Below are 24,303 nucleotides of genomic sequence, written 5' to 3'. Positions count from 1 at the left end.
TTTCCTCCTTACGCTGTCCAGATTTTGCAGAGAGTGGCTTTTGTCTCCTGCATCTGGGTTACGCTGTCATAGCCATAGGTTTGCGCCGTGTTCGAGCTTTCGCCGAGCACGTATGGGTCGGCGCCTTCGGGGTATTTGTCGCGCAGATCGACCCCCTCAAGGTGGCCACCAAAGTGGAAGGGCATGAAGGCCACGCCGGTTCCCACCCGTTCCGTGACCATCGCCTTGACCTTGACCTTGGCGCCTTCGGGGCCTTCGACCCAGACCATGGCACCGTCGCGCACGCCCAGATTGTTGGCATCCCGGGTGTTGACCTCGACGAACATGTCCTGCTGCAATTCGGCCAGCCATGGGTTGGAGCGCGTTTCGTCGCCGCCGCCCTCATATTCGACCAAACGCCCCGAGGTGAGGATGATCGGGTAATCCTCGGAAAAGTCGTTTTTCTGGATCGAGGCGAACATGGTGGGCAGGCGCCAGAACTTCTTGTCCTCATAGGTCGGGTATTTTTCGACCAGATCGCGCCGGTTGCTGTAAAGCGGCTCGCGGTGCAGGGGAACAGGATCGGGGAACGTCCAGACCACGGCGCGGGCCTTGGCGTTGCCATAGGGGGCACAGCCATGTTTGATCGCCACCCGCTGAATCCCGCCCGACAGGTCGGTTTTCCAGTTCACGCTGCCACTTTTCTGTGCGTAATCGGACGGGATGTCGCCCTGTTGCGAGGTTTCGCCAACCTCTTCGTTGCTGTCACTTGTCGGTTCGCCGGTCATTGGCGCGCCATCAGGGAAGCCCGCCACGCGGTTGATCGAGGCCATTTCATCATCGGTCAGATCACCATCCCAGCCCAGATCGCGCAGCATCTGAAGGGTGAATTCGGGATAGCCATCTTCGATTTCCGATCCGACCGGGTAAACCCCTTCGGCCAACAGGTTGTCACCGTTGCGTTCAACGCCATAGCGGGCGCGGAACCCCATACCCCCCTCGGCCACCGGCACTGTCATGTCATAAAGGTTGGGCGAACCCGGATGGTTGATTTCGGGCGTTCCCCAGCAGGGCCAGGGCATGCCGTAAACATCGCCATCAGCCGGGCCACCCACCGCGCGCAGCGTGGTGCGGTCAAAGGTGTGTTGATTGGCCATGTGCATCTTCATTCGCTCGGGGCTTTGGCCGGTGTAGCCCACCGTCCACATGCCGCGGTTGAATTCGCGGGTGATGTCCTCGACGTTGGGTTCATCGCCGTCCATGGCGATGTTTTTGAACATCCGGTCATGAAAGCCGAACTTTTTGGCAAACATCGACATGATGGTGTGATCGGGCAGGGATTCAAACAGCGGCTCGACCACCCTGTCGCGCCATTGCAGCGACCGGTTCGAGGCGGTCACCGACCCGCGGGTCTCAAACTGGGTGCAGGCGGGCAGCAGGTAAACCCCTTCGTCACGGTCCTGCAACACAGCCGACACCGTGGGATAGGGATCAACCACCACCAGAAGATCCAGCTTTTCCATCGCCGTCTTCATTTCTTTCTGACGGGTCTGCGAATTGGGCGCGTGGCCCCAGAACACCATGGCACGGGTGTTGTCGGGCTGGTCGATGTTTTCCTTGTCCTCAAGAACACCGTCAATCCAGCGCGACACCGGAATCCCGGTTTCGTTCATCATCATCCGGTCGCTGCCGTCCTTGCCGGCGCCCTTCATGACCGAGAACCGCCCCTTGAGCCAGTCGAGGTCTTCCTCCCAGACCCGGGCCCAATGGGCCCATGACCCGTCGGACAATCCGTAATATCCGGGCAATGTATCGGCCAGAACGCCAAGATCGGTTGCGCCCTGCACGTTGTCATGGCCACGGAAAATGTTCGCGCCGCCACCGGCAACGCCGATGTTGCCAAGGGCCAGTTGCAGCACGCAATAGGCGCGGGTGTTGTTGTTGCCGTTACTGTGCTGGGTGCCCCCCATGCACCAGACCAAAGCGCCGGGGCGGTTGTTGGCAAGGGTGCGCGCCACCCGGGCCATTTGCGACCCGGGAACGCCGGTGACACGCTCAACCTCGTCGGGGGTCCATTTGCTCACCTCGTCGCGGATCTGATCCATGCCCCAGACCCGGGTGCGGATGAATTCCTTGTCCTCCCAGCCATTGTCGAAGATGTGCCACAGAACGCCCCAGATCACCGCAACATCACTGCCGGGGCGAAAGCGGACATATTCATCGGCATGGGCGGCGGTGCGGGTAAAGCGCGGATCGCAGACGATCAGCGGCGCGTTGTTCTGCTCTTTCGCCTTGAGCAGATGCACCAATGCCACGGGATGTGCCTCGGCGGGGTTGGAGCCGATCAGAAACATCGCCTTGGAATTGTGCATGTCGTTATAGCTGTTGGTCATGGCGCCGTAGCCCCATGTGTTGGCCACGCCCGCCACCGTGGTGGAATGGCAGATGCGCGCCTGATGGTCGATGTTGTTGCTGCCCCAATAGGCCGCGAATTTGCGGATCAGATAGGATTGTTCGTTGGAATGCTTGGCACTGCCCAGCCAATAGACGGAATCCGGGCCGCTTTCGTCGCGGATCGTGTTCATCTTGTCGCCGATCTCGTTGATCGCCTCTTCCCACGAAATGCGCACCCATTCGCCGCCGGATTTCTTCATCGGGTATTTCAGGCGCCGTTCGCCATGGGCATGTTCGCGCACCGATGCGCCCTTGGCGCAATGGCCGCCCAGACTGAACGGGCTGTCCCATCCCGGTTCCTGCCCGGTCCAGACGCCGTCATTGACCTCGGCGATCACGGTGCAGCCGACCGAACAATGGGTGCAAACCGTCTTGATGGTTTCAACCTTGCCGGTGATCGCCTGTTGCGCGCTGGCCCGGGTGACAGAGCCGCCGGTGGCGGAAATCGCGGCCAGCCCGCCAATGGCAAGGCCCGAACCGCGCAGAAAGGCGCGCCGGTCCACCGAAGCGCCGGCAATGTCGGATGCGATGCCGGTGCGCCCGGTGCGGCGTGGCGCGGCGTTTGTTTTTTTCCTCAGCATGTCTTTCCTCCCTTGGCTGCGTGGTGGCGTCTTGGGCGACACCGTGCAGGGTAAATCTCAGATGTCAGAAACGGGCGCTGGCCAGATAGGCCCGGGTATGGGCCGTGTCCTGCATGGTGGTCGAGGCGGTGTTCACCTCGTCTGCGGCGGCGTCGCCCGGTGTCAACGTGGCGGCTGCCACGGCGGCGGGGGCGGCGGTGCCGGCCAGTTTCAGGAATGCGCGGCGGCTGGTGGTCTTGTCGGTGTCTTTGGTCACGGGATGTCTCCCTTTCTGGTGGTGGCGGGCATCCCCGCCGGGTGTTTGCCCCGATCGGGGAATGGGTATCAGGTGGTCAGGCGGTACGCTTCGCGTTCGATGTCAAGGAAGGCGCGGCCCACATCGCCGACGGTGGCGTAAAAGACAGAATTCTTGGCGCCGGTCAGATCGGTAAAGAAATGCGGCGCCCAGGGGGCGATATGGGTGCTGTAAAAGGTTTTCTGCTGGTCCAGCGTGGCAGGCGCGCCAAAGCGACCAACGATCATGCCCCCCATCATTTCCATCAATGAGGCGATATTGTCTTCGGGTTCGAACACATTGGCGGCGCGGGTGATGCCCAGCCGGGACATGTCACCGCGCAGCCGGGCCAACGGTTTTTCGTTGAGAAACCCGGTGAGATAATAACTGGCATAGGGGAGCAGTTCGCCACGCCCCAGCCCGATGAACAGGGCGTTGAATTCGCTTTGCACGGCGCGCGGTTTGCTGACCCGGGCGGTGCTGGCCAGCCCTTTGATGGCCCGGCCAAGTTCGCTGTCATCGCCGGTAAGACCTGCGGTCTGGTCCAGCAAAAGCGCGTCAGGCGGGCCGGACAGGAGCAGGCCGATGAAATTAAAGAGATCGGCGCGCAGGCGGTCTTCGCTGGCGACCAGGGTTTCAGCAGCGGCGTTCATGCGGCCCCCGTATCATCAAAGTGAAACCGCATCCGCCGGGGCGGGGCGGCGGGAATTTCTTCGGGCGGGGCCTCGGCCAAGGCCTCGGCGGGGGCCGACGCGGCTGGCGCCTTGTCGGCGGTGGCGGGCGGCACGGGTGGTTCTGGTTCATCCACCGTTGCATCGGGCGCTTTGGCCAGGTCTTTCTGACGGGTCATTTCATTCAGGTGGCGCAACATACCCTTGCCCACCTGATAGGATGTGGCGATGGCACCGTTGCCGGTAGAGCCGGTCAGGAAGTCGTCATCGTAATCGTTCAGCCCATCAACGCAGGCCAGCACCGGATTGCTGCGCCACAGCCGCCGCAGGGCGCGGTTGCGCAGGCGCGTGGGCACGCCACGGGCCATGAAGGCGGCGAAATCGCTGCCCATGGACAGGGTGTCGGGGTCGGGCAGGTTCAGCTCGGCCAGAATTTCGGCATCGGGGCGTTGTTCCAGCGCGGCCTGTTCGGCCTTGGCCTGCTGGCGGGCGGTGAGGGCTGCCTCGGTTTCCGCCTCGGTGCGGACGGCGGCGCGGCGCCTGTCCCAGAATGATGCGCGCGGCCCGGTCATTGTGTCACCTTGGTGCGTGGCGCGCGGTAGACATCGCTGGGCTGGGTGATGCGGGCATCGCCGATCCCGTCCTCGACCAGATCGACACGAACATTTTTACGGCGCCGCTTCACGAACACCTCGGTTTCGTGGTGTTCGGCCACGAATTCGGCCACCCAGGCGCGCATGGCGGCGGGCATTGGGACACGTTCCACCATGTCTTCGCCGGAATCGCAGTAATCCTGCCCCTCATAGGGGGATGCGGTGACGATCTGGGGTTCCAGCGGCCATTCACCCGTGGCGGTGCGCAGCACCACATAGACCGACGGCACCGGTGCGGCCAGTTCGTGAACGTATGCTTCGGTGTCGGAGGGATAGAGAGTGAGGGTCAGGGTCGTGGCGTGAAAATAGGTCGTGTCGCCCTCTTGCGCGATCACCTTCCAGGTGGCCGCGCCGGCACCCGGCAGAACATCGGTTGCCGTCCAGGCCCATTTGGCCCAGCGGGTGACGCCCGGTGTACGTTTGAGCACCACGCCAATGGGCGCACTGCGCGATTTGCTGAACAGAAAGGCCAATTGCCATCTCACTGTTTTGGCTACAACGTGATCCTGCAACAGAATCCGCTGTGTTCAAAGAAGAATTTTCCACCATTCCAATGACATTTGAATTGACAGGGGGAAACCTGTGCCTGACCGATGGGGTGGAAAATGCGGGATTTGCGGTTTACGCGCCGGGGCATTCCTGCCCAAATACATGGCAAATACGGCAGGCATCCCTGCCGGAAGGGGGAAATGATGACGGGCAAGATTTTGATCTGCGATTGCCTTGGCACACAAAAGGTGGATGGCACTGCATTGAGCGAGGCCGCCGGTCGCCCCTGTTCGCGGCTGCATAGCGCGCTGTGCACCGATCAGATCGGGCTGGCGGCACAGGCGATGCAAGAGGGGCCCGTGACCATCGCCTGCGCGCAAGAGGCGGCGCGGTTTGGCGATCTGGCCGAGGAACTGGGCCAGGACGCGCCCCTGTGCGTTGACATTCGCGACCGCGCCGGGTGGTCGGATGGCGCTGGTGACGCCACGCCCAAGATGGCCGCGCTTTTGGCTGAGGGGCATCTGGCGCTGCCCACCCGGCGCAGCCTTGATGTGGTGTCCGAGGGCACCTGCCTGATTCTCGGCGCGCCGGATGTGGCCCTGTCCGCCGCCCGTGATCTGGCCGGAATTCTGGCGGTGACGGTGCTGCTTGATGATCCCGGGGCGGTGGAACCCGTCGATGGGTTTGACCTTGTGGTCGGGCGGCTGACCCGGGCAAGTGGCACGTTGGGGCGGTTTTCGGTGCGCATTGACGGGTTGCAACAGGTGGTGCCGGGGGGCGCGGTGCGCCGGTGCTGACCCCGCCGCGTGATGGCGGGCAGTCGGAATGCGATGTCATTCTTGACCTGACCGGCAAGGTGCCGCTGTTTCCGGCACCGGAAAAGCGTGACGGGTATCTGCGCGCCGATCCGGGCCACCCGGCTGCGGTGGCCGCTGCGGTTCTGAATGCGTCTCAGATGGTCGGGACGTTTGAAAAGCCGCTTTATGTCAGGCTTGAACAATCGCTTTGTGCCCATTCCCGGGCCGAACAGGTGGCCTGTACCAACTGTCTTGATATTTGCCCCACGGGGGCGTTTTCGCCTGATGGCGATCATGTGGCGATTGATCCGCTGATCTGTGCGGGCTGCGGGGCGTGCAGCGCGCTGTGTCCTTCTGGGGCGATCACCTTTGACGCGCCGCCGGTCGAGTCCGTGCTGCGCCGGATCACCACATTGGCCGAGGTCTATCGCAAGGCGGGTGGGCAGGCGCCGCGCCTTTTGGTGCATGACCCCGAGCATGGGGGCGAGATGATCGCGCTGGCGGCGCGCTATGGCCGGGGGGTGCCCGCTGATGTGATTCCGCTGGCCGTGGCCACGCTTGAGGGGTTCGGCCATGCCGAAACCCTTGCCGCGCTGGCCGCCGGGTTTGTCGGGGTCGATATTCTGCTGACCCCGAAAACCGAACGTGACGCGCCCGAACGGGAATTGGCCCTGACCCTTGCCATCGCACCGGGGCAGGCGGCCTTGTTGGATATGACCGACCCGGATGCCCTGTCTGACCACCTGTTTGCCGCCACGCCCCCGCAGATCCAATTGCGCCCGTCCTGCCCATGGGCAGCCGCCGACAGGTGACACGCCTTGCCGCCAAGGCGCTGAACCCCGGGGGTGGGGTTCTGGCCCTGCCCAAGGGGGCGCCTTACGGGGCAGTGTTGGTCGATACCGATGCCTGCACCCTGTGCCTGTCCTGTGTGTCGCTGTGCCCCTCGGGGGCCTTGGGCGACAATCCCGATCTGCCGCAACTGCGCTTTCAGGAGGATGCCTGCCTGCAATGCGGGTTGTGCGCCAATATCTGCCCGGAAACCGCGATCACGCTGGAACCCCGGCTGAACCTTGAGGACAGCGCCCTCAGCCAGATCGTGCTGCACGAGGAAGAACCCTTTGCCTGCGTGGAATGCGGCACCCTGTTCGGGGTGAAATCAACGGTCGAGAAAATCACCGAAAAGCTGGCCGGGAAACACGGAATGTTCGCCAACCCGGCGGCGGCGCGGATGATTCAGATGTGCGACAACTGCCGCATTCAGGCGCAATACCACAGCCAGAACAATCCGTTCGCCGGGGCCGACCGGCCAAAGGTGCGCACCACCGATGATTACCTGTCAAAGCGCAAGGATCACTAGGCGCGGGATCAGTGTATCTTGATCGGCGCACCCAGATCGGCGGGGGGAATCGTGGCCACATAGGCGGTGATTGCCGCGATGTCGTCTTGCGTCAGGCGCAGGGGAAAGATCGGCGGTGGGCGCGAAATATCAAAGGGTTGGGTGATGTCCTGCACCTGGGTAAAGCTGGGGTGGGGGTTCAGCACGTAAAAGGTATTGAACCGGTTTTCCCAATCGGGAAAGCTGCGCAGCAGGGCGAAGGACGGGGTGGCGCCCATGCCCTTCATCCGGTTGCTTTCATTCACCACATGGCAGCGCCCGCAATGCAGCAGCGCCAGACGTTCCCCTTGCACCGGATCGCCATCGGGCAGGGCGGGGGCCGTTTTGGGTGCGCTGTTCAGCGCGGCGCTGAAAATTGCCGTGCCATTGGGGGCAAAGCCATCAATCGTGCGCCGCCCGATGTCCGAGCGCAGCCAGCCGAGCAGGGCCTTGCCCGCATCCCCCGTGCCCGGATCGAAATGCCACACCCGCCCCGGCCCGCGAAACACGGCCACGCCATCATCGCCAAAGGTCACATCACCCGGGCCGCTGACCACGGCCGTGCGCAGCCCGTGTTTCAGGGCAAAGCGGGGCAGGATATAGTGCAACAGCCCGCTGTCGATCAGGGCGGGGGCGCGCTGACCCGCAATGGCCCGCTTTGCGCCATGGCCCAATGGGGCAAAAGGGCCAGCATTACGGCGATCAGGTGTTTCATCTGCCAACCCTCCCCTTGACTGTGCCAGCCTAGAAGCCGACACCTTGAGGCGTCAAGAACACCGGGAAGAGGTAAGAGATGAGCGACGATTTCAACATGTCCATGCGCAAGTTCCTGAAACAGGTCGGTGTGACCTCGCAACAGCAGATCGAAGAGGCGATGCGCGCCGCTGGCAACACCGCCGGAGAAACCTATGAGGCAAAGGTGGTGCTGAGCGTCGCGGGCCTGAACCTTGAACATACCGTGACAGGCACGATCAAGGGGCAGGATTGAACGTGGCGGCAACCCGTGACGATGTTCTGACCCTGCTGAAAACCCTGGATGATCCGGTTTCGGGTGGTTCGCTGGTGGATGCAGGGGTGGTCAAGGCGCTGACCGTCGAGGGGGGCGCCGTGCGCTTTGTGCTTGAGGTCAGCCCCGCCCATGCCGATGCCTATGGCAAGCTGAAAGACGAGGCCGAGGCGCAGATCCGCGCGCTGCCCGGAGTGGAAACGGTGTCGGTGGTGATGACCGCCCATTCCACCCCCAAACCGCCCCCCGATCTGGGGGCAAAACCGAAACCCGCCGGCCCGGCGTCCATTCCCGGGGTTGAGCGGATTCTGGCCATCGCCAGCGGCAAGGGCGGGGTGGGGAAATCCACCGTGGCATCAAATCTGGCCTGTGCGCTGGCCGCCGAGGGGCGGCGCGTCGGAATGCTGGACGCTGATGTTTACGGCCCCAGCCAGCCGCGCATGCTGGGCGTGTCGGGCCGCCCCGCCAGCCCCGATGGCAAGACGATCCTGCCCATGCGCAATTTCGGCGTCACCATGATGAGCATCGGGTTGATGACCAACGAAGGGCAGGCGGTGGTCTGGCGCGGACCGATGTTGATGGGCGCGTTGCAACAGATGATGATGCAGGTGCAATGGGGCGCGCTGGATGTGCTGATCGTCGATCTGCCCCCGGGCACCGGTGACGTGCAGATGACGCTGGCGCAAAAGGCCGAAGTCTCGGGCGCGATCATCGTATCCACGCCGCAGGATGTGGCGCTGCTGGATGCGCGCAAGGGGATCGACATGTTCAATCAGTTGAAAGTGCCGATTCTGGGCATGATCGAAAACATGTCCACCCATATCTGTTCCAACTGCGGCCACGAGGAACATGTGTTCGGCCATGGCGGGGTAAAGGCCGAGGCCGAGAAGCTGGGCGTTCCCTTGTTGGCGGAAATTCCGCTGCACCTGTCGATCCGGCAGGCCAGCGACGGCGGCGCGCCCATTGTGGTGTCGGCCCCCGACAGCCCGCAGGCACAGGCGTTTCGCACGGTGGCGCGTGATCTGATCGCGCGGGGGCAGGCCTGAATGGACCTGCCGCCGCTGTTCACCCCGCTGGCCAGTGCGGGCGCCGATCCGTTTGTCGTTGCGGTGAGCGAGGCGCGCCGGGGCTGTGACGCGGGGCTGGTGATCTATGATCTGACGCCGGAACGATTGCGCGCGGCTGTGGTGTTCGCCCCCGAGGTGGCGCTGGCGCAGGCGGCGGTGATGCTGCCGCTTTGCGGTGTCGGGGTGCAGAACGCCCTTGGGGCGCTGGCTCCGCCCGAGGTGCCGGTGCATCTGGGCTGGGACGGCGGTATCTGGCTGAATTCCGGGTTGTGTGGCGGGCTGAGCATGGCGGCGGGGCCGGGTGATACGGTGCCTGACTGGCTGGTGATCGGGTTGGAGCTGGAGCTTTGGTCGCCCATGGCCGATGCGGGCCATACCCCCGATGTCACCACCCTGGCCAATGAGGGGTGCGGCGATATTGCGGGGGATGTTTTGCTTGCGGCATGGCTGCGCCATTCGCTGGTCTGGCTGAACACTTGGGAAAGCGATGGCAACCCGGCGCTGCACCGGGAATGGGTCGGGCTTGTCCATGGCATCGGCGCGGATATTTCTGTGGCGGGGCAGACGGGGGTGTTCCTGGGCGTGGACGAGGATTTCGGCATGATCCTGAAACGTGATGACGCAACCACATCACTGCCGCTGACTGAACTGTTGAAGGATGTGCAATGAAACTGGCCCGGGCGATCCATTTTGATGAAAGCGACACCCGCGTGTTCCACAACCCGGCGCGCACCGGGGAATGGTGCATTCCCGGGGGTTCGAGTTTTCCAACTGGTCCGAGGCCGATCTGAGTGGCAAGGCACGGCAGGCGTTTTCAAACGGCTGGCTGGGGTGCGAAACCTTTGGCCGGGTCAGTTTCGTGGCGGTGACGCGGATCGAACAGGCGGAATATGAGGCGCTGATCGACGGGCTGGCCCGGCATTTCGTTGAAATCTATGGCGCCCCGACCGACGATGCCGCCCGTGAGGTGGCCAAAGGCGAGGTAGAGCATATGGCCGAACTTTGCGCCGATGCCACACCCAACACCCTGTTGACCGTGGCGCGGGATCTGACCGAGGCGGGGGTGCGCGAAAGTTTCCGCCTGATCGAGCCGCAAGAGGCGGGGCTGGAGCAATTCGCCATCCATGGCAGCCTTGATGATGACGACACGCCCCATTCCCACTGAGGGGTGATCCAAAGGCGCGCCTTGCGGCGCACACGACATTGCGCCCTGCGGGCGGTTGGCGCCTGTGGCGGCGGATATGCCCCGCCACAGGCGTTGGGTTTATTCTGCCGTCGCGTTGAAGACGAACAGGGTTTCACCGTTGATCTTGTAATCGTTGATCAGCGATTTCGCCTTGTCCGAGGTCAGCCATGTCTCAAGCGTCTGGGCCAGATCGTTGCGCACATGGGGGTATTTTTCCGGGTTCACGGGCAGAAAGGCATATTGGTTGAACAGGGCCGGATCGCCGGCAAAAAGCAGCGCCAGATCGCCCTTGTTGCCAAAGTTGAGCCAGCTTGCCCGGTCTGCGAGAATATAGGCGTTCAGCCCCGACGCGGTGTTGAGGGCCGCGCCCATGCCTGCGCCCACGGCGTGATACCAATCTGTGAAACTGCTGGCGTCCAGATCGGCGGCCGCCCAGAGTTTCAGCTCGGCCTTGTTGGTGCCGCTGTCATCGCCCCGGCTGACAAAAGGCGCCTTGGCGGTGGCGAGATCGGCCATCGCCTCGGTTGCGGTTTTGGCGCCGGCAATCTGGGCCGGATCGTCCGAAGGGCCGATGAGGACGAAATCGTTATACATGATTTCGCGCCGGTGGGTGCCTGACCCGCCTTCAAGAAATGCCATTTCGGCGGCTTTGGCATGGACGAGGATCGCATCGACATCGCCCGCTTCGCCAAGGCGGATTGCCTGACCGGTGCCCACGACCAGAAGTTGCAGGTTGATGCCGGTGTCGGCCTTGATCGCGGGCAGCAGAACATCGGCCAGCCCCGAGTTTTCAAACGACGTGGTGACGGCCATTTTCATATCTTCGGCCATGGCCGACGTGGCGACAAACCCCGCAAGGGCGAAGGACAGGATGGAACGGATCATTCGACAATGTCTCCTTTGAGAAATGCAGCAAGCTCCGGGGTTTGCGGTGAATTGAAGAAAGCCGGAGCCCTGTTCAATTCATGGACCATTCCGGCGCGCAGGAAAACCCCGTCGTCGGCCAGCCGGCGGGCTTGCCCCATGTCGTGGGTGGCCATGATGACGCGGGTGCCGCTGGCGCGCACCTCTAGCAGCAGGGATTCGATATCGCGGGTGGCGCGGCCATCGAGGTTGGCGCAGGGTTCATCCAGAAACAACACCTGCGGCGCGCGGATCAGGGCGCGGGCCAGGGCCAGTTTCTGCCGCTCGCCCCCCGACAGCCGGGTTGCCGGACGGTCCAGCGCATTGCCAAGGCCGATGCGATTGGCCCAATGGGCGGCCTTTTGATCGGCGTCGGCGCGCGGATGGCGCAGCAGATCAAGCGGATAACGCAGGTTTTGCAACACCGTGCGGCGCAGCATGGTGGGCGATTGAAACACATAGGCTTGTTGTTGCTGCGCCTCAGTGGCGGAAATCGCCCAATCGGCGCTGCCGGAACTGAGCCGTTCAATCCCATGCATGACCCTCAGCAGCGTGGTCTTGCCCGATCCGTTTGGCCCGATAATCACGGTCAACCCACCTGCGCCCAGCGTCAGATCAACCGGGCCGAGCAGGGTTTTGCCACGGCGCTGCACCTTGGCGGCGCTGAGGGTGAGGGGCAAAAGGCTTACCATCTTCCGTCCCTTTCGGTGCGTGATATGGCATGGATGGCGATATTGACCAACAGCGCCAGCGCGATCAGCACAAACCCCAGCCCCAACGCCAGCGCGAAATCGCCCTTGCCGGTTTCCAGCGCGATCGCCGTGGTCAAAACCCGCGTGGCATGGTCGATATTGCCGCCCACGATCATGATCGCGCCGACCTCGCCAATGGCGCGGCCAAACCCGGCCAGCGCGGCAGTCAGAAGATTGCGCCGCCCGTCGACAATCAGGGTGCGGATGCGTTGCCATTTGGTGGTGTTCAGGGAAATCAGCAGGTCGTGATAATCGGCCCAGAGATCGCGCATGGTCTGATGGGTGATCGAGGCAATCAGGGGCGTGATGATAATCACCTGTGCAATGATCATCGCCGTGGGGGTAAACAACAGCCCCAGCACGCCAAAGGGCCCGGCCCGCGACAGCAGGGTATAGACGAACAGCCCGACAACAACCGGCGGCAGGCCCATCAGCGCATTCAGCACCGCAATCACCGTGCGCCGGTGGCGAAACCGCTGCACCGCCAGCCCTGTGCCAAGGGGAAAGGCGATGGCGCTGGCGATCACCAGCGCCGTCAGGCTGACCTGAAGCGAGCGGGCGCTGATCTCGATCAAATCTGGATCAAGGGTGAATATCAGACCCAGAGCGGCGATCAATCCATCAAAAATATCGTTCATATCAACCGTATCGGTGCCAGATTGCGCCGACTGTGGCCAGCGGGCGCGCCCGTGTCAACGCGATGCAACGCAATGGGGCAGGCGGGGTGATGGCGCCTCTTGGCGCGGGGCGACGGGTGCGGTAGGAAACCACACCCCGATTGTTCAAAGGTTTGATCATGCCCCAGTCTTCTGCCCCATCGCTTTCCATTGCCTGTATCGGTGAGGCGATGATTGAATTATCGCAGTCGGATGCACCCGATCAGATGGCGGTCAGGTTTGCCGGCGATACCCTGAACACCGCGATCTATCTGCGGCGCAATCTGGGGGCAGAGCATCGGGTGTCGTTCGTTTCTGCCATCGGGTGTGACGGGTTTTCCGACCGGATGATCGCGTTTGTCGAGGGAGAGGGCGTGGAAACCGGCCATATCCTGCGCCATCCCGAGCGGCTCCCCGGGATTTACGCGATCAGTGTTGATGCGGCGGGGGAACGCTCGTTCGCCTATTGGCGCGAAAGTTCGGCGGCGCGCACCATGTTCGATGCCGAAGGGGGTATGGGGTTTGAGGCGCTGGCCGGGTTCGATGTGATTTACCTCTCGGCGATCACCCTTGCCATCCTGCCCGAAACGGTGCGTGCCGGGTTGCTGGATTGGATTGCGGGCTATCGCCAACGGGGCGGGCGGTTTGCCTTTGACAGCAATTATCGCCCGCGTTTGTGGCAAGACCGCGCCGAGGCGCAGCATTGGGTTGGGCGCGCCTGGGGGCTGTGCGATATTGCGCTGCCTTCGGTGGACGATGAAATGGATCTGTTCGGCGATGCGGATCGCGATGCCGTTATTGCCCGGTTTGCCGGCTATGGGCCTGCTGTCGGGGCGCTGAAATGCGGCGGCGACGGGCCGGTGCCCCTGTCGCCCTGCACCCCGGCGCCGGGGCCGTTCAGGCGGGCCGACAAGGTGGTGGACAGCACAGCGGCGGGCGACAGTTTCGTGGGCGGGTTTCTGGCCAGCCATCTGAGCGGCGGTACATTGGCCGAAGCGATGCAGGCGGGCCACGATCAGGCAGTGGCGGTGATCGGCCATCGCGGCGCCATTCTGCCGCGATAGCGCGCGCTGACCATTCGTTTATGATGATCGCCCGATGCGCAGCAGGACAGCCCCGGCCAGGGTCAGAAACGTTGCAATCACCCGCCGCAGATCCAGTTTTTCGCCCATGACCCCCACGGCGATCAGCAGTGCAAAGACGATGGAGGTTTCGCGCAGGGCACTGACAAGGGCGATGGGGGCGTGGGTAAACGCCCAGACAACAAGGGCATAGGCCACATAGGATGCCCCGCCGCCAATGATAAACGTGCGCCCCATGCGCGGCAGGGTTCGCAGGGCGCCGGGCCGCCAGAATGCCAGCACGGTTGCGAACACAAAGCCGTTGAGCATGGCCGTCCAGCCATAAAACCCAAGGGCGGTGCCGGAAATCCGCGCGCCGGTTCCGTCGTTCAGGGAATAGGCGGCGATGAACACGCCGGTGCTCAGGGCCAGTATGGCGGCCCCTTTGGCCGGAACCGAGGCGGATTTGCCGCCTTTGACAATCACCAGACTGGCCAGCCCGCTGGCGATCAGCAGCACACCCAGCCACTCTGCCCCGCTCAGGACCGCGCCAAGACCAAGGACGGAAACCAGCGCCACCAAAAGCGGCGCCACGCCTCGTGCCAGAGGATAGACCTGACTGAAATCGCCCGCGCGGTAAGCCGCGATAAGAAACAACTGATACCCAAGGTGCAGCGCGACACCGCTTGCGATCCACGGCCAGCTTTCGGGGGCTGGTGTTGGCACGAAGGGCAAACTGGCGGTGCCAAGTGCCGCCTGTCCCAGCACCACCGCCGCCATCGACGAAACCTTGTCGCGCCCGGATTTGACGACGGCGTTCCAGCCTGCATGAAGGATCGCCGCAAACAGAACGATGGTGAACACAAACAGGCTCATGCCCGGGCGTCCTGTGTTGGTATTGCCGTGCGTGCGGCGTCGGGTTTCACCACCATGGTCATCTGGGTCACTTTCCGGGGTTCTGTGCAATCCGGGAACCTCTACTCTGGTCCGGCACCGAACTACAATCTCTGTTCCGGGTGCCATCGCGGGCGCAGGGGCGAGGTTGGCCGTCACTGCCCGATTTTTCGCGGACGAGAAAAATTGACCGGGAACACCGTGGGCGTTACGTTGGGGGAAGGTAGAGTAATTACAATTACATCGGTGACGGGGGAATTCCATGAAACTGAATTTGAAATTTGCGGCAGGTCTGGGGTTTTTCTTGGCGGCTTTGGGGCCGGGGGCGGCCATGGCCGATACGCCGATCTATGCCTATCCCACGGCAAATTATTGCCCTGCCGGGCTTCAGCCGGTGACGATAGGCGGGGTGATCTGTTGTGGCACGCCGACGCGCGCCCAAAGCTATGCCAGCATGATGCAGCACCCGGTCAAACGGGTGCGCAAGGTGCGCCGTGTCCGGCGTGAATATATCCCGACGCAAAAGGGCATCCCCACCGGCAAGGGCCTGGGCGACTGATTTGGTGTGGCCCGCGTTTGTCGCGGGCCGCGTTTCTTATCGCTGGTCGGGGGCCAGCGATTCTTGGGTAAGGTCGCGCAAGACATCTGACAGGGCGACGGTGCGGGTTTGTTTTTCCCCCAACCGGCGCAGGCTGACGGTGTTTTCCTCAACCTCGCGCGCGCCCACGGCCAGAATGACCGGCACCTTGCCCAGCGAGTGTTCGCGCACCTTATAGTTGATCTTTTCGTTGCGGGTGTCCGCCTCGGCCCGCACGCCGGCGGCGCGCAATTGTGCCGCAACATCAAGGGCGTAATCATCCACATCCGACACGATCGAGGCAACGACCACCTGGCGTGGCGCCAGCCAGAACGGCAGTTTCCCGGCCCAGTTTTCGATCAGGATGCCGATAAAGCGTTCAAAACTGCCCAGACAGGCCCGGTGCAGCATAAAGGGCCGGTGTTTGGCCGAATCCTCACCGATATAGGTGGCGTTCAGGCGTTCAGGCAGGTTGGGATCAACCTGAAAGGTGCCGCACTGCCAGACCCGGCCAATGGCATCGGTCAGTTTGAAATCGAGCTTGGGCGCATAGAACGCGCCTTCGCCCGGTTCCAGCGTGAATTTATGGCCGGTCTTGTTGATCGCGGCCTCCAGCGCCGCTTCCATCTTGTCCCAGCTTTCCTCGGTGCCCACGCGTTTTTCCGGGCGGGTGGCGAACATGATCTCGAATTTCTCGAATCCCAGTTCCTTATAGACCGATGACAGGAATTCGATGAACCCGGCGCATTCTTCCTCGATCTGATCTTCGCGGCAGAAGATGTGCGCATCGTCCTGGGTAAACCCACGCACCCGCATGATTCCGTGCAGCGCGCCCGAGGGTTCGTAACGGTTGCACGATCCGAATTCTGCCATGCGCAGGGGCAGGTCGCGATAGGATTTCAAACCCTGATTGAAAATCTGAACATGACAGGGGCAGTTCATCGGTTTCAGTGCATTGACCGTCTTTTCCCGGGCGTGTTCCTCGTCCACTTCGACGATGAACATATGTTCCTGATAATTGTCCCAGTGGCCGGATTTTTCCCACAGCTTGCGGTCCACCACTTGCGGCGTGTTCACCTCCACATAGCCTGCGGCGCGCTGTTTGCGGCGCATGTAATCCTGCAAGGTGGTATAGATGGTCCAGCCGTTGGGGTGCCAGAACACCTGACCCGGCGCTTCTTCCTGCATATGGAACAGGTCCATCTCGCGGCCCAGCTTGCGGTGGTCGCGCAGGGCGGCTTCCTCCAGCATGGTCAGATGCGCCTTGAGGTCATTGCGGTTCTTGAACGCCACCCCGTAAATCCGTTGCAGCATCGGGCGGGTGGAATCGCCCAGCCAATAGGCCCCGGCAACATTCATCAGCTTGAACGCATCGGCGGGCACTTGCCCCGTGTGTTGCAGGTGCGGCCCACGGCACAGATCCTGCCAATCGCCGTGCCAATACATGCGCAGGGGTTCGTCACCCGGAATGCGGTTGATCAGTTCAATCTTGAACGGTTCGCCCGCCGCCTCGTAATGGGCGATGGCGCGGGCGCGGTCCCAGATTTCGGTTTTCACCGGTTCGCGGGCGTTGATGATCTCTTTCATCTTTTTTTCGATCACGGCCAGATCTTCGGGGGTAAATGGCTCTTGCCGGTCGAAATCGTAGAACCACCCCTGATCGCGCACCGGGCCGATGGTGACTTTCACGTCGGGCCAAAGATCCTGCACCGCGCGGGCCATGATATGGGCCAGATCGTGACGGATCAGTTCCAGCGCGGGGGCATCGTCGGCCATGGTGTTGATGGCGATGGCGGCATCATTTTCGATGGGCCAGGCCAGATCCCAATGGGCGCCATCAAGGCTGGCGGAAATCGCCTTTTTGCCCAGCGAGGTGGAAATTGAGGCGGCCACTTCGGCGGCGGTGATGCCTGCGTCGAACGTCTTGGCGTTGCCATCGGGAAAGGTAAGGGAAATCTGAGCCATCTGGCCGGTTCCTCGTCTGTTTGGCGCCTACGAAACGCCCGGTTGCGGGTATGGTGTTCGCGCCTGACATGCCGGGCGTGCCGGGCCATGTCAAGCCTGTCTGCCAGATCGCGATTGCATCCCACCCACACGGCGTTACCCTGCACGAAAACAGGAGCTTGCATGTTTGCCGAATGCGTCACCCCCAAGGCCGCCGGATTGCCCACCATCTTTATTCGGGGAATGGCCCCGGCGTGGTGTTTCTGGGCGGGTTCAAATCCGACATGCAAGGCACCAAGGCGGTGGCGCTGGAACACTGGGCCAGGGCGCGGGGGCGGGCGTTTTTGCGGTTCGATTACTCTGGCCACGGTCAGTCGTCCGAGGCGTTTGAGGATGGCTGCATTGGCGATTGGGCCAAGGATGCCATGGCGGTGATTGGCGCGCTGACCACGGGGCCGCAGATATTGGTCGGATCGTCCATGGGCGGCTGGATCGCCTGTCTGGTGGCCCGGGCCATGCCGGAAAAGGTGGCAGGGTTGGTCGGGATCGCCGCCGCGCCGGATTTCACCGAAGACAGCATGTGGGCCGGGTTCGACGCAACGCAGCGTGCCGCGTTGCTGGAAAATGGCCGGGTCGAACTGCCCTCGGCCTATGCCGACAGCCCCTATGTGATTACCCGGCGGCTGATCGAGGATGGGCGTGACCATCTGGTGCTGCGTGATCCTTTGGCCATCGCCGCGCCCGTGCGCCTGTTGCAGGGAACGGCCGACGAAGATGTGGATGTTTCGGTCGCGCTGCGCCTGTTGAACCATATCAGGGGCGAAGATGTGCGCCTGACCCTTGTGCAGGGGGCGGATCACCGGTTTTCAACCGAGGCCTGCCTGGCGATGATTGAAACCGCCATAGATGAGGTGACAGGATGAATGATGGCGCAATGGAACAACGGATCAGCCTGATTACCCTTGGGGTAAAGGACATGCAAACGGTGGCGGCGTTTTACGGCGCCATGGGCTGGGCCAGGGTGGACAGCCCCGATGGTGTGATCGCCTTTGATCTGCTGGGGCAGGTTCTGGGGCTGTATCCTGCGGCGGATTTACTGGTGGATATAGGGTTGCCCGCTGACGCCCGCGGTGGATTTTCCGGGGTGACGCTGGGGTATAACGTGCGCGAAAAAACCGAGGTGGCGGCGGTTCTGGCCCGGGTCGAACCGGCAGGCGGGCGGGTTTTGAAACCGGCGGCGGATGTGTTCTGGGGCGGGCATCACGGTTACTTCGCCGACCCCGAAGGGCATGTCTGGGAGGTGGCCCACAACCCGTTTTCACCCCTCGGCGCGGATGGTGCGTTTCAGTGGAACGGCGCTGACTAGGCTTGCACGCGGAACCCTGCGCAGGGGCGGTGTTGTCGCTTGCAGCCGGAAAATGCCGGGCCTAGGGTGCCGCCGAGTGTTCGCGCCGACGCGGACAGGTGTGATCAGGGCAGGAGACCGGCAGTTTGAGTGACCCATTGGTTCTGTTGCCAAGTTTCATGGCCGACGCCCGGATCTGGGGCGCGCAGATCGAAGCTCTCTCTGCCAGTCACGCCATCCATCTGGCACACACCGGCATTGGCAACACGATCGAGGATATGGCCGCCGATGCCCTGATGGGCGCGCCTGAAACGTTTTCATTGGTGGGGCACGGGCTGGGTGGGATGGTCGCGGTTGAGATGCTGCGCCGCGCGCCGGAACGGGTGCGCCGGATCGCGCTGATGTGCACCAACTGCCTGTCGGAAACACCCCCGCCGCTGCCGAACGCGAGCTGCGCATTGCGCGCGCCAAGGCCGGACGGCTGACCGAGGCGCTGACCGGCGAATTGCCCGATGGTTGCCTTGCCCCGGGGGAATACCACGACATGGTTGTGGGGTTCATGCGGGAAATGACGTTGGATCAAGGGGTTGACGTGTATCTGCGCCACGCGGCGGCCTTGCAGCGCCGCCCCGATCAGCAGCGCACCCTGCGCCAGGTGAAGGTGCCGACGCTGATCCTGTGTGGTGAGCATGACAGCCTGTATCTGCCGCGCCGTCACGAATTCATGGCGGGCCTTGTGCCGCGCGCCCAGTTGATCACCGTGCCGGGGGCGGGCCATCTGCCCATGGTCGAACGCCCCCGCACGGTGAACGAGGCGCTGACGCGCTGGATGCAGGACGAGCCGCAGGCGCTGTTGCTGGGGTGATCTGATCTGAAGGCGGGGCGCGCGGGCGCCCCACGACAAGCCCCCCAAACCCGGCCTGCGCCGGGCCTGGGGCCCGTTGGCACCCGGTCGCGCAGTTGCGTTATTCTGCGGCGGTGGCCTGTTTTGCGGCAGGGCGGGCGTTGGCATCGATAAAACGCAGCACCAGAGGCCGGATGTTGTTGCGCCAGCTTTTGCCGGCAAAGATGCCGTAATGTCCGGCGCCCGGTTCAAGGTGCGATGCCTTTTTCGACTCGGGCAGGCCGGTCAGCAGATCAAGCGCGGCAAGACATTGGCCGGGGGCGGAAATATCGTCATTTTCGCCCTCGACAATCTTGACGGCCACATCGGTGATCTTGCCGATATCCACCTTGTGGCCGGCGACAGTGAAATCGTTGCGTGCGATGTCGCGGTCTTTGAAGATATGCTGCACCGTGGACAGATAGAATTCTGCCGTCATGTCCATCACGGCGAGATATTCATCGTAGAACTTGTTGTGCTTGTCGTAATCGCCGTCGTGGCCTTGCGCCACTTTCAGGATCTGGTTTTGAAACGCCTTGGCGTGGGTTTCCAGATTCATCGACACGAAAGACGACAGTTGCAGCAGCCCCGGGTACACCATACGCCCCGCGCCGGCATATTTGAACCCGACCCGCTGCACGGCTGTTCCCTCAAGCTGGCCCATGGTTACCCGGCGGCCAAAATCGGTCACGTCGGTATCGGCGGCGTCGGGGTCGATCGGGCCACCGATCAGGGTCAGCGAACTGGGCTGTGCGGCGGGATCCTGTTCCGCCAGAAGGGCAGTGGCGGCAAGCGCCAGCGGCGCGGGCTGACAGACGGCGATGACATGGATATCGGGGCCGAGGTGGCGCATGAAATCAGCAAGATAGAGGGTGTAATCCTCGACGTCGAACTTGCCTTTTGACACCGGAATATCCCGGGCGTTGTGCCAGTCGGTGATCCAGACATCTGAATCGGGCAGCAGGGATTGCACGGTCGAGCGCAACAGCGTGGCATAATGCCCCGACATGGGCGCCACCAGAAGGATGCGGCGCGCTTTGGGGGCGCGGCCTGCAATGTCAAAATGGATCAGATCGCCAAAGGGTTTCCTGACCACCGATTCGACGTTGACCAGGTGATCGCGCCCGTCGCTGCCCACTACGGTGTCGATGCCCCAGTCGGGTTTGACCACCATGCGCGCAAAGCTGCGTTCCGTTACTTCGCCCCAGGCGGCGAGCATTTGAAACATCGGATTGGGAAACAGGCCCGTCGCAGGGTAAGACCCTATGGCCGAGGCGGTGGCACCCAACCATTGGTTGGTGTTGCGCATGGTTTCCATCATATCGTAGGTGGCCATATATCGCATGAGTATTCCTTAATCCGAAGCAGGCCCGGGCGACTCACGCTTTGATCCTATCTGGCGGAATTGCTATGATGGAGGCGTGGCTCGATATGCTGCTGTGCAGCAAACTAGGATGGAAAAGTTAATATGACAACTCATGATTCCGGGAAAGATGCGCGCGATGGCGCGGGGGCTGCGCTGCTTGAGGCCAATCTTGCCAAGGTCGAGGAACTGTCCTCGCGCCTGGTTGCGGCCCTTGCAAACAAACGAACGGTGCCGGGCAGCCTGCAAGGGCCGGGGCAGGATCTGTTTCAAAAGGCCGCCGCCGCTTATGTGGCCGAAATGATGGCCAATCCCAGTAAGATATTGGAACAACAGGTGGGATTCTGGGCGAAAACCATGAAACATTATGTCGAGGCGCAGCAGACGCTGGCCAGTGGCAAGCTGGCCGCGCCGCCCGATACCGGCCCGAGTGACAAGAGATTTGCCAATCCCCTGTGGGATACGCACCCCTATTTCAATTATCTCAAGCAGCAATATTTGTTCTCGTCCGAAGCGATGAGCAATGCCGTGACGTCACTTGACGGGCTCGATGCCTCTGACCGCAAACGTGTGACCTATTTCACGCAGCAGATCGTTGATATGTTCAGCCCGACCAATTTTCTGGGCACCAACCCCGAGGCTCTGGCGCGGGCGGTGGAAACCGACGGACAATCCCTGGTGGACGGGTTGGAAAATCTGGTGCGCGATATTGAGGCATCCGATGGCGAACTTCTGGTCTCTTTGGCCGATAAGAATGCGTTCCGGGTCGGGGAAAACATTGGCACGACCGAAGGGTCGGTGGTGTTTCGCAACCATCTGTTCGAACTGATCCAATATGCGCCCAAGACCGAAAAGGTGCGCAAGACGCCGCTGGTGATCTTTCCGCCCTGGATCAACAAATTCTATATTCTTGATTTGAAACCCAAAAACAGCCTGATCAACTGGATTGTCGAACAGGGATATACCCTGTTTGTGGTCAGTTGGGTGAATCCCGATGCATCCTATGCGGCGACGGGGCTGGGCGATTATATCACCGACGGGTATCTGAGCGCGATCCGCGAAGCGAAAGAGATCAGCGGCGAGGATCAGGTGAATGTTGTCGGGTATTGCATTGCCGGCACCACCCTTTCGCTGACCCTGTCGTTGCTGGAGCAGCGCGGGGATACCTCGGTCAAATCCGCCACCTTCTTTACCACGCTGACCGATTTTTCCGATCAGGGCGAGGTGGGCGTGTTTCTGAACGATGATTTTGTCGATGGACTGGAACAGGAGGTGGGGCGCAAGGGGATATTGGAATCCTTTTATATGTCGCGCACGTTCAGCTATCTGCGCTCCAACGACCTTATCTATCAGCCGGCGATCCGCAGCTATATGATGGGCGATGCGCCGCCAGCGTTTGATCTGTTGTACTGGAATGGCGACGGCACCAATTTGCCTGCCGCCATGGCGATGGAATATTTGCGGGGGCTGTGCCAGAAAAACCAGTTTGCCGATGGCGGGTTCGAGGTTCTGGGTGAAACCGTGAATATCGCTGACGTGAAAGTGCCCCTTTGTGCCATCGCCTGCGAAACCGATCATATCGCCGCATGGCGCAGCAGCTATGACGGCATCCGCCAGATGGGCAGCCGGTCAAAAACGTTCATCCTGTCGGAATCCGGCCATATCGCGGGCATCGTCAATCCGCCCAGTAAAAAGAAATACGGCCATTACACCAACAGCGCCTGGCCCGTGGCGGCGGATGAATGGCGGGGCGCGGCGGAATTTACCGACGGGTCGTGGTGGCCAACATGGGAATCATGGTTGCGCAAGCGGTCGGGCCGGTTGGTTGCAGCCCGCAAACCGGGGGCCGACGGGCGCGACATTTTGGCCCCTGCGCCGGGCACATATGTTTCTGCGGTGCCAAAGGTTTGATTTGCAACTGCAAAAGAAATTTATGCTGCGATGCAGAAAAAACTTGAAATGCCGCGCCGCAGCATGCATATTGGTTTCAGAAATTAACGCGGATATTCCGCAGGACCGGAGAACCGATATGGCTACGAAAGCACAAGACTACACCAAGACCATGCAAGACATGATGGGTGCATTCCCCGTTGATATGACCGCCTTTCAGGACGGTTTCAAATCCTACGCCGCTTTTGGCGAAAAGATGAGCAAGGTCGCTCTGGAAGCTGCCGAGAAATCCACCGAAATCTCGACCGCATGGACAAAAGGCACCATCGCCAAAATGGGCGACGTGACCAAAACCAAAGCCGAAGCCAACGAATATTCCAAGTCGGTAACCGATTTTGCCTCGGCCCAGGCTGAAATGACCAGCGAATCCATGGCCGCTTTTGCCGAAGTTGCGAAAAAAGTGCAGATGGAAACCGTTGAACTGATGCTCGTTGCCGGCAAAACCGCCAGCGAAGACATGACCGCCGCCGCCAAAAAGGCCGGTGACGAAATGACTGCTGCCGCCAAGAAGGCCACCAGCAAGTAAGAGATGTGATTTTCACTGGCACCCTCCCGGTCGGTGATTGTCCTGGGCGAGCCTTGTGCTCGCCGCTTTCTTTTGTGCTGCACTGCCATAGGCTGGTGCTGCACTGCCAAATCGGGAGGCTTTAATGGCCGAATCCACGTCACCGCTGTTGATCAAACGCTATGCCAGCCGCCGTCTGTATAATACTGAAACCAGTGATTATGTGACGCTGGAAGATATCGCCGGTTTTATCCGCGCCGGGCGTGAGGTTCAGATCGTCGATCTGAAATCCGGTGATGATCTCACCCGGCAATATCTGCTTCAGATTGTTGCGGAGCATGAATCCAAGGGTGAATCGGTATTGCCCCTTGGGGTGCTGACCGATCTGGTGCGCAGTTATACCACTCAGGCGCAATCCGTCGTGCCACAGTTTTTGGCGATGAGTTTCGATATGCTGCGCGATGGGCAATCCAAAGCGATGGAAAGCCTTGCCAATCCCCTGTCGGCCATGCCCGGATATGATGCCATGCGCGCCCAGCAACAGGCGTTTCTCAAGGCGATGACCGGCGGAATGGTTGGCACATCCGGTGCGGAAACCGAGCCGGGCGACAGCAACAGCAAGCAGGAGCTGAGCGATATTCGTGCCCAGCTTGCCGATTTGCAGGCCAAGCTGAGCAAGATCGAGAAATAACCGCGCCTACCCGGCACAGGCGGCGCGCAGGGCCGCACGTTCGTCCTCGGGCGATCCGTCAAACGGCACCCGCCCGGCGCGGCGATACCAATAGGCGGCGTTGCCGTCATCGCCCTCAACGCGGTGAAGGTGGGCGTGCAGCCAGGCCCCCATCGCGCCGGGATCGTCCTGCGCGATGGAATGCGCCGCCTCCCAGTCGCCGCTTTCCAGCTTGTCGAGGGCCGCGATCAAATCGTCGTTCATCGGG

The 24,303-nt window shown here is 61.9% G+C and carries 25 protein-coding genes and 2 pseudogenes; 14 read left to right on the top strand and 13 right to left on the bottom strand.

The genetic code is table 11. The features are described 5' to 3' along the window. Nucleotides 1-8: 8 nt before the first annotated feature. The 5 genes from AC0L7P_RS13335 to AC0L7P_RS13315 form a co-directional block, all read right to left on the bottom strand. Entirely contained in the window at nt 9-3,014 is a 3,006-nt protein-coding gene (locus AC0L7P_RS13335; RefSeq protein ID WP_473433183.1) for a formate dehydrogenase subunit alpha, read from the bottom strand. Nucleotides 3,015-3,078: 64 nt separating this feature from the next. Further along, on the bottom strand, nt 3,079-3,270 hold the full coding sequence (locus tag AC0L7P_RS13330) for a twin-arginine translocation signal domain-containing protein (RefSeq protein ID WP_473433182.1): 192 nt from the start codon (nt 3,268-3,270) through the stop codon (nt 3,079-3,081). A gap of 68 nt (nt 3,271-3,338) precedes the next feature. Continuing rightward, nucleotides 3,339-3,941, bottom strand: coding sequence for a TorD/DmsD family molecular chaperone (locus AC0L7P_RS13325; RefSeq protein WP_473433181.1), 603 nt, complete (start codon nt 3,939-3,941; stop codon nt 3,339-3,341). Continuing rightward, the gene (locus AC0L7P_RS13320; RefSeq protein WP_473433180.1) at nt 3,938-4,531 is read right to left on the bottom strand and encodes a DUF3306 domain-containing protein; all 594 of its coding nucleotides are present in this window, start codon (nt 4,529-4,531) and stop codon (nt 3,938-3,940) included. The genes AC0L7P_RS13325 and AC0L7P_RS13320 overlap by 4 nt, the downstream gene beginning before the upstream one ends. Beyond that, nucleotides 4,528-5,085 (bottom strand): DUF3305 domain-containing protein, encoded by a 558-nt coding sequence (locus AC0L7P_RS13315; protein WP_473433179.1) that lies wholly within the window; start codon nt 5,083-5,085, stop codon nt 4,528-4,530. Before AC0L7P_RS13315 ends, AC0L7P_RS13320 begins: the two co-directional genes overlap by 4 nt. A 219-nt stretch (nt 5,086-5,304) precedes the next feature. Here AC0L7P_RS13315 and AC0L7P_RS13310 point away from each other — a divergent pair. Continuing rightward, a pseudogene (locus AC0L7P_RS13310) lies at nt 5,305-7,255 on the top strand (4Fe-4S binding protein). A gap of 8 nt (nt 7,256-7,263) precedes the next feature. On the opposite strand, the gene AC0L7P_RS13305 reads toward AC0L7P_RS13310, so the two are convergent. After that, nucleotides 7,264-7,995, bottom strand: a complete 732-nt coding sequence (locus AC0L7P_RS13305; RefSeq protein WP_473433178.1) for a c-type cytochrome — start codon at nt 7,993-7,995, stop codon at nt 7,264-7,266. A 71-nt stretch (nt 7,996-8,066) separates the two neighbouring features. Here AC0L7P_RS13305 and AC0L7P_RS13300 point away from each other — a divergent pair, with 71 nt between their 5' ends. The 4 genes and pseudogenes from AC0L7P_RS13300 to AC0L7P_RS13285 all read left to right on the top strand — a co-directional run bounded on the left by AC0L7P_RS13300 (nt 8,067) and on the right by AC0L7P_RS13285 (nt 10,511). Further along, nucleotides 8,067-8,261, top strand: a complete 195-nt coding sequence (locus tag AC0L7P_RS13300) for a DUF6494 family protein (protein WP_473433177.1) — start codon at nt 8,067-8,069, stop codon at nt 8,259-8,261. A gap of 2 nt (nt 8,262-8,263) precedes the next feature. Then, a complete protein-coding gene (apbC, locus tag AC0L7P_RS13295) occupies nt 8,264-9,325 on the top strand; it encodes an iron-sulfur cluster carrier protein ApbC (RefSeq protein WP_473435460.1) in 1,062 nt (353 codons plus the stop codon). After that, nucleotides 9,326-10,015, top strand: coding sequence for a biotin/lipoate--protein ligase family protein (locus AC0L7P_RS13290; protein WP_473433176.1), 690 nt, complete (start codon nt 9,326-9,328; stop codon nt 10,013-10,015). After that, nucleotides 10,012-10,511 (top strand): annotated as a pseudogene (locus tag AC0L7P_RS13285) (DUF6505 family protein). Before AC0L7P_RS13290 ends, AC0L7P_RS13285 begins: the two are co-directional and overlap by 4 nt. A gap of 99 nt (nt 10,512-10,610) precedes the next feature. Here the strand turns inward: AC0L7P_RS13285 and AC0L7P_RS13280 are convergent. The 3 genes from AC0L7P_RS13280 to AC0L7P_RS13270 are packed head-to-tail and all read right to left on the bottom strand — an operon-like array spanning nt 10,611 to nt 12,825. Next, entirely contained in the window at nt 10,611-11,417 is an 807-nt protein-coding gene (locus AC0L7P_RS13280; RefSeq protein WP_473433175.1) for an ABC transporter substrate-binding protein, read from the bottom strand. Further along, nucleotides 11,414-12,127, bottom strand: a complete 714-nt coding sequence (locus AC0L7P_RS13275) for an ABC transporter ATP-binding protein (protein ID WP_473433174.1) — start codon at nt 12,125-12,127, stop codon at nt 11,414-11,416. Before AC0L7P_RS13275 ends, AC0L7P_RS13280 begins: the two co-directional genes overlap by 4 nt. Next, on the bottom strand, nt 12,121-12,825 hold the full coding sequence (locus AC0L7P_RS13270) for an ABC transporter permease (RefSeq protein ID WP_473433173.1): 705 nt from the start codon (nt 12,823-12,825) through the stop codon (nt 12,121-12,123). The genes AC0L7P_RS13275 and AC0L7P_RS13270 overlap by 7 nt, the downstream gene beginning before the upstream one ends. Before the next feature lie 158 nt (nt 12,826-12,983). On the opposite strand from AC0L7P_RS13270, the gene AC0L7P_RS13265 reads away from it, so the two are divergent. After that, a complete protein-coding gene (locus AC0L7P_RS13265; protein WP_473433172.1) occupies nt 12,984-13,907 on the top strand; it encodes a sugar kinase in 924 nt (307 codons plus the stop codon). 18 nt (nt 13,908-13,925) lie between these two features. On the opposite strand, the gene AC0L7P_RS13260 is transcribed toward AC0L7P_RS13265, so the two are convergent. Next, nucleotides 13,926-14,780, bottom strand: coding sequence for an EamA family transporter (locus tag AC0L7P_RS13260; RefSeq protein WP_473433171.1), 855 nt, complete (start codon nt 14,778-14,780; stop codon nt 13,926-13,928). Between the two features lie 280 nt (nt 14,781-15,060). On the opposite strand from AC0L7P_RS13260, the gene AC0L7P_RS13255 reads away from it, so the two are divergent. Further along, the gene (locus tag AC0L7P_RS13255; protein WP_473433170.1) at nt 15,061-15,357 is read left to right on the top strand and encodes a hypothetical protein; all 297 of its coding nucleotides are present in this window, start codon (nt 15,061-15,063) and stop codon (nt 15,355-15,357) included. Nucleotides 15,358-15,393: 36 nt separating this feature from the next. On the opposite strand, the gene thrS is transcribed toward AC0L7P_RS13255, so the two are convergent. Continuing rightward, nucleotides 15,394-17,340, bottom strand: coding sequence for a threonine--tRNA ligase (gene thrS / locus AC0L7P_RS13250; RefSeq protein ID WP_473433169.1), 1,947 nt, complete (start codon nt 17,338-17,340; stop codon nt 15,394-15,396). A 173-nt stretch (nt 17,341-17,513) separates the two neighbouring features. Here thrS and AC0L7P_RS13245 point away from each other — a divergent pair, with 173 nt between their 5' ends. The 4 genes from AC0L7P_RS13245 to AC0L7P_RS13230 all read left to right on the top strand — a co-directional run bounded on the left by AC0L7P_RS13245 (nt 17,514) and on the right by AC0L7P_RS13230 (nt 19,529). Further along, nucleotides 17,514-18,242, top strand: a complete 729-nt coding sequence (locus AC0L7P_RS13245) for an alpha/beta hydrolase (protein WP_473433168.1) — start codon at nt 17,514-17,516, stop codon at nt 18,240-18,242. An 11-nt stretch (nt 18,243-18,253) separates the two neighbouring features. Continuing rightward, on the top strand, nt 18,254-18,685 hold the full coding sequence (locus AC0L7P_RS13240; protein WP_473435459.1) for a VOC family protein: 432 nt from the start codon (nt 18,254-18,256) through the stop codon (nt 18,683-18,685). A gap of 125 nt (nt 18,686-18,810) precedes the next feature. After that, nucleotides 18,811-19,149 (top strand): alpha/beta fold hydrolase, encoded by a 339-nt coding sequence (locus tag AC0L7P_RS13235; RefSeq protein ID WP_473433167.1) that lies wholly within the window; start codon nt 18,811-18,813, stop codon nt 19,147-19,149. After that, a complete protein-coding gene (locus AC0L7P_RS13230; protein WP_473433166.1) occupies nt 19,068-19,529 on the top strand; it encodes an alpha/beta fold hydrolase in 462 nt (153 codons plus the stop codon). The genes AC0L7P_RS13235 and AC0L7P_RS13230 overlap by 82 nt, the downstream gene beginning before the upstream one ends. Nucleotides 19,530-19,629: 100 nt before the next feature. Here AC0L7P_RS13230 and phaZ read toward each other — a convergent pair whose 3' ends face one another. Beyond that, complete coding sequence (gene phaZ, locus AC0L7P_RS13225; RefSeq protein WP_473433165.1) at nt 19,630-20,892, bottom strand: polyhydroxyalkanoate depolymerase; 1,263 nt, start codon at nt 20,890-20,892, stop codon at nt 19,630-19,632. Between the two features lie 123 nt (nt 20,893-21,015). Here phaZ and phaC point away from each other — a divergent pair, with 123 nt between their 5' ends. The 3 genes from phaC to phaR all read left to right on the top strand — a co-directional run bounded on the left by phaC (nt 21,016) and on the right by phaR (nt 24,056). Next, nucleotides 21,016-22,821 carry a class I poly(R)-hydroxyalkanoic acid synthase gene (gene phaC, locus AC0L7P_RS13220; protein ID WP_473433164.1) on the top strand — a complete coding sequence of 602 codons (1,806 nt, stop codon included), beginning with the start codon at nt 21,016-21,018 and terminating at the stop codon, nt 22,819-22,821. A 118-nt stretch (nt 22,822-22,939) separates the two neighbouring features. After that, nucleotides 22,940-23,386, top strand: a complete 447-nt coding sequence (locus AC0L7P_RS13215) for a Phasin (protein WP_473435458.1) — start codon at nt 22,940-22,942, stop codon at nt 23,384-23,386. 124 nt (nt 23,387-23,510) lie between these two features. Continuing rightward, nucleotides 23,511-24,056: a polyhydroxyalkanoate synthesis repressor PhaR gene (gene phaR, locus AC0L7P_RS13210; RefSeq protein WP_473433163.1), complete on the top strand. Its 546-nt coding sequence runs from the start codon at nt 23,511-23,513 to the stop codon at nt 24,054-24,056. A 6-nt stretch (nt 24,057-24,062) separates the two neighbouring features. On the opposite strand, the gene AC0L7P_RS13205 is transcribed toward phaR, so the two are convergent. Next, entirely contained in the window at nt 24,063-24,299 is a 237-nt protein-coding gene (locus AC0L7P_RS13205) for a hypothetical protein (RefSeq protein ID WP_473433162.1), read from the bottom strand. Nucleotides 24,300-24,303: the final 4 nt, after the last annotated feature.

The organism is Oceaniglobus sp. K40-3, from assembly GCF_055808395.1.
This window is presented reverse-complemented; position numbering and strand designations above follow the sequence as displayed.

Excerpts from the sequence above, each read along its gene's own strand:
- AC0L7P_RS13240 (WP_473435459.1), top strand. The coding sequence starts at position 18,254 with ATGGAACAACGGATCAGCCTGATTACCCTTGGGGTAAAGGACATGCAA.
- AC0L7P_RS13320 (WP_473433180.1), bottom strand. The coding sequence starts at position 4,531 with ATGACCGGGCCGCGCGCATCATTCTGGGACAGGCGCCGCGCCGCCGTC.
- AC0L7P_RS13280 (WP_473433175.1), bottom strand. The coding sequence starts at position 11,417 with ATGATCCGTTCCATCCTGTCCTTCGCCCTTGCGGGGTTTGTCGCCACG.
- AC0L7P_RS13270 (WP_473433173.1), bottom strand. The coding sequence starts at position 12,825 with ATGAACGATATTTTTGATGGATTGATCGCCGCTCTGGGTCTGATATTC.
- AC0L7P_RS13335 (WP_473433183.1), bottom strand. The coding sequence starts at position 3,014 with ATGCTGAGGAAAAAAACAAACGCCGCGCCACGCCGCACCGGGCGCACC.
- AC0L7P_RS13265 (WP_473433172.1), top strand. The coding sequence starts at position 12,984 with ATGCCCCAGTCTTCTGCCCCATCGCTTTCCATTGCCTGTATCGGTGAG.
- AC0L7P_RS13260 (WP_473433171.1), bottom strand. The coding sequence starts at position 14,780 with ATGAGCCTGTTTGTGTTCACCATCGTTCTGTTTGCGGCGATCCTTCAT.
- phaZ (WP_473433165.1), bottom strand. The coding sequence starts at position 20,892 with ATGCGATATATGGCCACCTACGATATGATGGAAACCATGCGCAACACC.
- AC0L7P_RS13300 (WP_473433177.1), top strand. The coding sequence starts at position 8,067 with ATGAGCGACGATTTCAACATGTCCATGCGCAAGTTCCTGAAACAGGTC.
- AC0L7P_RS13325 (WP_473433181.1), bottom strand. The coding sequence starts at position 3,941 with ATGAACGCCGCTGCTGAAACCCTGGTCGCCAGCGAAGACCGCCTGCGC.
- AC0L7P_RS13205 (WP_473433162.1), bottom strand. The coding sequence starts at position 24,299 with ATGAACGACGATTTGATCGCGGCCCTCGACAAGCTGGAAAGCGGCGAC.
- AC0L7P_RS13245 (WP_473433168.1), top strand. The coding sequence starts at position 17,514 with ATGCGTCACCCCCAAGGCCGCCGGATTGCCCACCATCTTTATTCGGGG.
- AC0L7P_RS13290 (WP_473433176.1), top strand. The coding sequence starts at position 9,326 with ATGGACCTGCCGCCGCTGTTCACCCCGCTGGCCAGTGCGGGCGCCGAT.
- AC0L7P_RS13275 (WP_473433174.1), bottom strand. The coding sequence starts at position 12,127 with ATGGTAAGCCTTTTGCCCCTCACCCTCAGCGCCGCCAAGGTGCAGCGC.
- AC0L7P_RS13255 (WP_473433170.1), top strand. The coding sequence starts at position 15,061 with ATGAAACTGAATTTGAAATTTGCGGCAGGTCTGGGGTTTTTCTTGGCG.
- phaR (WP_473433163.1), top strand. The coding sequence starts at position 23,511 with ATGGCCGAATCCACGTCACCGCTGTTGATCAAACGCTATGCCAGCCGC.
- thrS (WP_473433169.1), bottom strand. The coding sequence starts at position 17,340 with ATGGCTCAGATTTCCCTTACCTTTCCCGATGGCAACGCCAAGACGTTC.
- phaC (WP_473433164.1), top strand. The coding sequence starts at position 21,016 with ATGACAACTCATGATTCCGGGAAAGATGCGCGCGATGGCGCGGGGGCT.
- AC0L7P_RS13215 (WP_473435458.1), top strand. The coding sequence starts at position 22,940 with ATGGCTACGAAAGCACAAGACTACACCAAGACCATGCAAGACATGATG.